Below are 5,832 nucleotides of genomic sequence, written 5' to 3' on the forward strand. Positions count from 1 at the left end.
GCCGAGGAGCTCGCCGCCTCCGGGGTCCCGGCCGGCACCGTCCTCACCGCCCTCCTGGTGCCCGAGGCGGGAGCGGGCGCCGCCTTCGAGAAGACCGCCGACCGGGCGACCCGCTACCCGGTGTGCGCGGCCGCCGTACGGATCACCCCCGACGGGCCGCGCATCGCGGTCACCGGGGCCACCGCCCGCGCGCTGCGGCTGCGCGGGGTCGAGGACCGCCTGGGCGGGGGCCCGTACACGACCGAGAGCGTGCTCGCGGCCTTCCGCGCCGAGCCCCGGGAGCTGTTCGTCCCCGGGCGCGGCACCTCGGCCGAGTACCTGGGCCACCTCGCGGGGGTCCTCACCGCCCGAGCGCTGGCGAGGGCAGCCCAGGCCCTGGCCTGACCGCCCACCAACGGGGAGTTGACGCAGTGGAACCGTTTCCGACGACCGCGACCACCACGGGGGTCACCTTGCGCCCAGCCGCCGGCGCGGCCGGAGCACCGAGAGGCTCGGGTTTCCGAGTGGTGGGCGCGGTCCTCGTCCTGCTGATGCTCTCCTCCTCCGTCCCCTCCGCCCTCTACGTGCTCTACCAGCAGGAATGGGGTCTGTCCTCGGGCATGATCACGGTGGTCTTCGCCCTGTACGCCGTCACCGTGCTCGCCGGACTCCTGCTGTTCGGGTCGCTGTCCGACACCCTCGGCCGTCGGCCCGTGCTCGGCGCCGGACTGGTCCTCGCGATGATCTCCATGGGCCTGTTCGCCGGGGCCCGGGGGCTCGGGCTGCTGCTCGCCGCCCGCGCCGTCCAGGGGCTCGCCGTGGGCCTGGCCACCGGGGCCATGGGCGCCGCCCTGCTGGAACTCGCCCCGCGCTCCCGGCCCGCGCTCGGCGCCCAGGTCAACAGCGCGGGCCCGACCGTCGGCATCGGCCTCGGCGGGATCGGGGCCGGGCTGCTGGTCCAGTACGCGCCCGCGCCGACCGTACTGACCTACCTGCTGCTCGTCGGGGCCTTCGGGCTCACCCTGGTCGGCGTCGTGCGGATGCGGGAGAGCGCGCCGGCCCGGCCGCCCGCCACCGGCCGCCGCTTCAGGATCGCCCCGCACCGCATCCACGTCCCCGCCGCCGCCCGCGGGCGGTTCGCCGTACTGATCCTGACCATCGTCGCCGTCTGGTCGGTCGGCGGCTTCTACCTCTCGCTCGGGCCGCACCTGGCCCTCTCCCTGCTCCGCAGCACCAACTACCTGGCCGGCGGTGCCACCGTGGCCCTGCTCGCGGGCGCCGCCACCGCCGCCCAGCTGCTGCTGGGCCGCACCGCGGCACTGCGCACGGCCGTCCTCGGACTGCTGGGGCTGCTGGCCGGGCTCGCCCTTGTGCTGCTCGGGCTCGGCCTCGGCTCGGCCCCCGTGTTCCTCGCGGCCACCGCCGTCCTCGGAGCCGGCTGGGGCGCCGCCTTCCTCGGCTCCTTCCGCGCCCTCAGCGAGCTGGCCGAACCCGAGCACCGGGGCGAACTGACCGCCGCCGTCTACGTGTTCGCCTACCTCGCGATGAGCGTGCCGGCGGTCCTCGCCGGACTGCTCACCAACATCCACGGCCTGCACCGGACTTCGGTCGGCTTCATGGCCGCCGTCGCCGCGGTGTGCGCCCTGGCCCTGCTGGCCACCCTGCGGCTGGCCGCCCGCACGCGGACCCAGGGGGGTACGTCATGAGCCCGACCCGCGCCGCCACCGGTCTGCGCGAGGCCCTGAGCGGGCTGGAGATCTTCGCCGGGCTCACCGCGGAGCAACTGGACTGGCTGGTCTCGGTCTCCGAACCGCGGGTCCTCGCCGACGGGGAGGTCCTCTTCCGGGACGGCGAGGAGGCGACCGGCTTCCACGTCCTGCTCTCGGGCGGGCTCGTGGTGACCAAGGTCGTCGACGGGCGCGAGGAGGTGCTGACCCGGCACTCCACCGAGGAGGAGGGGGCCGCCGCCGAGGGCCACGACGGTAAACCCGCGGCCGCGCACCGGTTCACCGGCGAGCTGCCGCTGCTCACCGACGGGGCCTACGTGGCCACCGCCGCCGCCAGCGGTCCCGCCACCACCGTGGTGGCGTACCCGAAGGCGGTCTTCTTCGAGATGCTGACCCGCTGCCACGGGGTGGCCGCCGTACTGATCCCCGTACTGGCCTGGCGCATCAAGTCCTCCGAGGTCCAGGCCCGCAAACGGGCCACCGTCGAGGCGCTGGGGACCCTCGCGGCGGGCCTCGCGCACGAGCTGAACAACCCGGCCGCCGCCGTGGCGCGGGCCGCGCAGGAACTGGCGCCCGCCCTGGAGGAGCTGACCCGCACCGCCCAGGCCTGGGGCGCGACCGCCTCGGGCGCGGAGCGCTCCGTGTTCGACCGGCTGGCCGAGGAACTGGACAAGCTGGCCCCGCCCGTGGTCACCGATCCGCTGGCGCAGGCCGACGCGGAGGAGGAGGTCGCGGACTGGGCCGAGGAGACGGGTGCGCGGCGGCCCGGGCTGCTCGGCTCGGGGATCGGCGACCTCGGGCTGGAGCTGGGCTGGCTGCTGGACCGGCTGGAGGGGGTCGGCGAGCCGGCCCTGCCCGCCGCGCTGGACCACCTGGCCGCGCTCCTGGAGATCCGCTCGCTCGCCGCCGAGCTGCGGGCGGCCGGTCCCCGGATCTCCCAACTGGTCGCGGCGACCCGGGATTACGCCAATCTCGACCGGGCCCCCGAACAGCGCTTCTCGGTACCCGACGGACTGGAGAACACGCTGGTCGTCCTGCGTGCCAAGCTCGCCGGGATCGCGATCGTGCGCGCGTACGAGCCGGACCTGCCCGAACTGACGGGCTATCCGAGCGAGTTGAATCAGGTGTGGACCAACCTGGTCGACAACGCCGCCGCGGCCATGGAGGGCGACGGCACGCTCACCCTGCACGTCCGGGTCGAGGGCGTCTGCATGGTCGTGGAGATCACCGACACCGGCTCGGGCATCCCCGAGGAATCCCTGCCCCGGATCTTCGAGCCCTTCTACACCACCAAGGACGTGGGCAAGGGAACGGGGCTGGGGCTGCACCTCAGCTACCGCATCGTGACCCAGCGCCACCACGGCTCGATCACGGCCCGCTCGCGTCCGGGGGAGACCCGGATGACCGTCCGGCTGCCGCTCGCCGGGACCGGTCCGTCGGCCGGCGCCGGCGGCCACCCCGGTTCCCAAACCGGTTCCCAAACCGGTTCCCACGCCGGTTCCCGCGCCGGTTCCCGCGCCGGTTCCCATCCCGGTCCGGGCCCCGGTTCCCGCCCCGCTCCCCGCCCCAGTTGAGAGAAGGAGTCGACATGACCAAGTACGACATCTCCACGCTGCACCCGGTGTTCGTCCGGCAGATGGAGGCGCTGGCCGCCCTGGACATCGAGGCGGTCATGAAGAACTACACCGACGACGCGGTGCTGTTGCGCTTCGAGGGGGTCTCCGTCGGCATCGACGCGGTGCGCGAGACCTTCACCGGCTACCTGACGGTCAAGCCCACCCTCGTCGAGCTGCAGGAATACGTGGAAACGGACGACACGATCTTCTATCGGGCGATCATGAATCTCAACGGCGAACCGGAGCACGCGTTCGGGACACTGGTCGTCCGCGATGGCCGGATCTGGCGCCAGACCGCCGGATTCGGCGGCTGACTCCCGATATCTGGGTAACGTGTGCGGGGAGGGCGGGGGATGTGCGCCCTCCCCGCATGTGTGACGGGTCTTAGATATATGCAAGAAGTGTGAAGGGGAGGTCATGGAAACCGAAACCGGTCGGGTCGAGGCATTCAGTGACGGCGTATTCGCGGTCATCATCACCATCCTCGTTCTGGAATTGAAGGTTCCGGAAGAAACGGGATCCGACTTCTGGCACGGAGTGCGGGAACAGTGGCCGCATTACTCCGCCTATGTGGTGAGTTTCCTCATCATCGGCGTGATGTGGGTGAACCACCACACCATCTTCAGTCACATCAAGCGCGTCGACCGTCCGTTGTTGTTCCTGAACCTCCTGGTGCTGATGGTGGTGTCGGTCGTCCCGTACACGACCAATGTGCTCGCCGAGCACCTCATGGAGGAAGGCGGTTCGGCCAATGCCGCGGCCGTCCTCTACAGTCTTGTCACCGTGGCCTACGCCTTGGCGTTCCTGGCCTTCTGGTGGTACGTCACCCGCGTCGGGCACCTCTTCCACGAACAGGTGGACAAGGACGGGGCCCGCGCCACGAGGGTGCGCTTCGGTCTGGGCGCCGTGGCCTACCCCTGCACCGTCGCCCTGGCGTTTTTCTCCGCACCGCTCACGCTTGTCGCACACTTCCTGATCGCGCTCTATTATGCGGCGAACCAGATCCCCATCCCCCTCGTGGTAGAAGAAGAGCGGCTCGAAACTGCCAGCGACCTCAGGAAGTAGCCGCCGGGGCCTACGGCCGTTCTCCACGGTCAAGTAGGGTATTGGATCTAGCTGGTCGCGGGGGAGGCCCAGATGGCTCGCGTAGTCCTGCCGGAGGAATCCACCAAGGAAATCTCCGAATTGATCGACGTATTGATCTCGCTCTTCTTCGAGTCCTTACCCCGGCGGGACCAGCGAAACTGGGCCCGCGTATATCTGAACGGCCTCGTGCGGACCAACGGAAAGAAAACAATACGTAACATCGCCGGAACGGGGGCCAGTTCCGTCGAGCAGAGCCTGCAGCAGTTCATCAGCAAGTCCCCCTGGGACTGGACACCCGTCCGCCGCTCCCTCGCCCAGCACCTCGAACGCACCGCCCAGCGGCCGCTGGCCTGGGTGGTCCAGCCCATGGTCATCGAGAAGGCCGGCGACCGCTCGGTGGGAGTCGGCCGCCAGTTCGTCCCCCAGCTCGGCCGCACCGCCAACTGCCAGCAGGCCAGCGGCATCTGGCTCGCATCCAGCGACGCAGGCTTCCCCGTCGAATGGACCCTCACCCTCCCCGGGCCCTGGACGGCCGAACTCCTGCGCCGCCGACGGGCCGGCATTCCCGACACCGCACGCTCGCTCACCCCCGCCCAGGACGCCGTACACGCCGTCCAGCGGATGGCCGCCACCTGGCAACTCCAGCGCAGGCCCGTGGTGATGGAGGTGGCCAACACCGAACTCCCGCAGTGCATAGAGTCCTTCGCGCTCCAGGACATCCCCTTCGTATTCAAAGTGGACGGCACCCTGCCCGTCTCCTTCGGCGGGGCAGGCCGCCACAAGCCCGGCCCGCACACCGCGCCCGCCCGGGAACTCATCGACTCCCTGCGCTCCCAGCGCCGCGTCGTCGAATGGACCCGGCACGGCCGCGCCGAAGGAGCGGTGACCCTGCTCACCTCGGCCGCCGTCTTCGCCACCCCCGGGGAGGAGCGGCTCGTACCCGCGCCGCCCACCCCGCTGCTGCTGGTCGGAGCGTGGACCGAAGCGGCCCTGCTGCCCTCGGAGTTCTGGATCACCAACATCGGCGACCGGCCGCTCGCCCAGCTGTTCCTGCTCGCCAAGCTCACCGACCGGGTCGCGCTCGACTTCACCGAGGTCTGCGAACCCGCCGGCATCCGGGACTTCGAGGGCCGCTCCTTCCGGGGCTGGCACCACCACGCCACCCTCGCCAGCGTCGCCCACGCCGCGATGCTGCTCGGAGCCCGCGGCCGGGAACCCCGGCCGTACCCCGGCCCGGCCCGCGGCGCCCACCCGGCCGTCGCCCGCGCCGCCGTACCCCCCGCGGCGCCGGCCAGGCCGCGGGTCCCGGGACAGGGTCCGCGCCGCGAGTACATCCGCTGATGCTCGACATCGCGGCGGAACTACGCGCGTGGTGCGCCGCCGGACAGGACTTCGCCCTGGCCACGGTGGTCGCCGTCAGCGGC

General features: G+C 71.6%; 6 protein-coding genes. All 6 read left to right on the forward strand.

The window, feature by feature from the left end; all coding sequences use genetic code 11:
- On the forward strand, positions 1 to 384 hold a 384-nt coding region (locus ACWGDE_RS35180; RefSeq protein ID WP_453393131.1), incomplete at its 5' end, for a hypothetical protein.
- A 119-nt stretch (positions 385 to 503) separates the two neighbouring features.
- Positions 504 to 1,685, forward strand: a complete 1,182-nt coding sequence (locus ACWGDE_RS35185; RefSeq protein WP_453393132.1) for an MFS transporter — start codon at positions 504 to 506, stop codon at positions 1,683 to 1,685.
- Positions 1,682 to 3,280 carry an ATP-binding protein gene (locus ACWGDE_RS35190; protein WP_453393133.1) on the forward strand — a complete coding sequence of 533 codons (1,599 nt, stop codon included), beginning with the start codon at positions 1,682 to 1,684 and terminating at the stop codon, positions 3,278 to 3,280. Before ACWGDE_RS35185 ends, ACWGDE_RS35190 begins: the two co-directional genes overlap by 4 nt.
- A 14-nt stretch (positions 3,281 to 3,294) precedes the next feature.
- Positions 3,295 to 3,636, forward strand: a complete 342-nt coding sequence (locus ACWGDE_RS35195; RefSeq protein WP_453393134.1) for a nuclear transport factor 2 family protein — start codon at positions 3,295 to 3,297, stop codon at positions 3,634 to 3,636.
- A gap of 103 nt (positions 3,637 to 3,739) precedes the next feature.
- Positions 3,740 to 4,387, forward strand: a complete 648-nt coding sequence (locus ACWGDE_RS35200; protein ID WP_453393135.1) for a TMEM175 family protein — start codon at positions 3,740 to 3,742, stop codon at positions 4,385 to 4,387.
- Positions 4,388 to 4,459: 72 nt separating this feature from the next.
- Positions 4,460 to 5,749 (forward strand): IS701 family transposase, encoded by a 1,290-nt coding sequence (locus tag ACWGDE_RS35205; protein WP_453393136.1) that lies wholly within the window; start codon positions 4,460 to 4,462, stop codon positions 5,747 to 5,749.
- Positions 5,750 to 5,832 lie beyond the last annotated feature (83 nt).

The sequence above is a fragment of the Streptomyces sp. NPDC054956 genome (assembly GCF_053609185.1).

Excerpts from the sequence above, each read along its gene's own strand:
- ACWGDE_RS35190 (WP_453393133.1), top strand. The coding sequence starts at position 1,682 with ATGAGCCCGACCCGCGCCGCCACCGGTCTGCGCGAGGCCCTGAGCGGG.
- ACWGDE_RS35195 (WP_453393134.1), top strand. The coding sequence starts at position 3,295 with ATGACCAAGTACGACATCTCCACGCTGCACCCGGTGTTCGTCCGGCAG.
- ACWGDE_RS35200 (WP_453393135.1), top strand. The coding sequence starts at position 3,740 with ATGGAAACCGAAACCGGTCGGGTCGAGGCATTCAGTGACGGCGTATTC.
- ACWGDE_RS35205 (WP_453393136.1), top strand. The coding sequence starts at position 4,460 with ATGGCTCGCGTAGTCCTGCCGGAGGAATCCACCAAGGAAATCTCCGAA.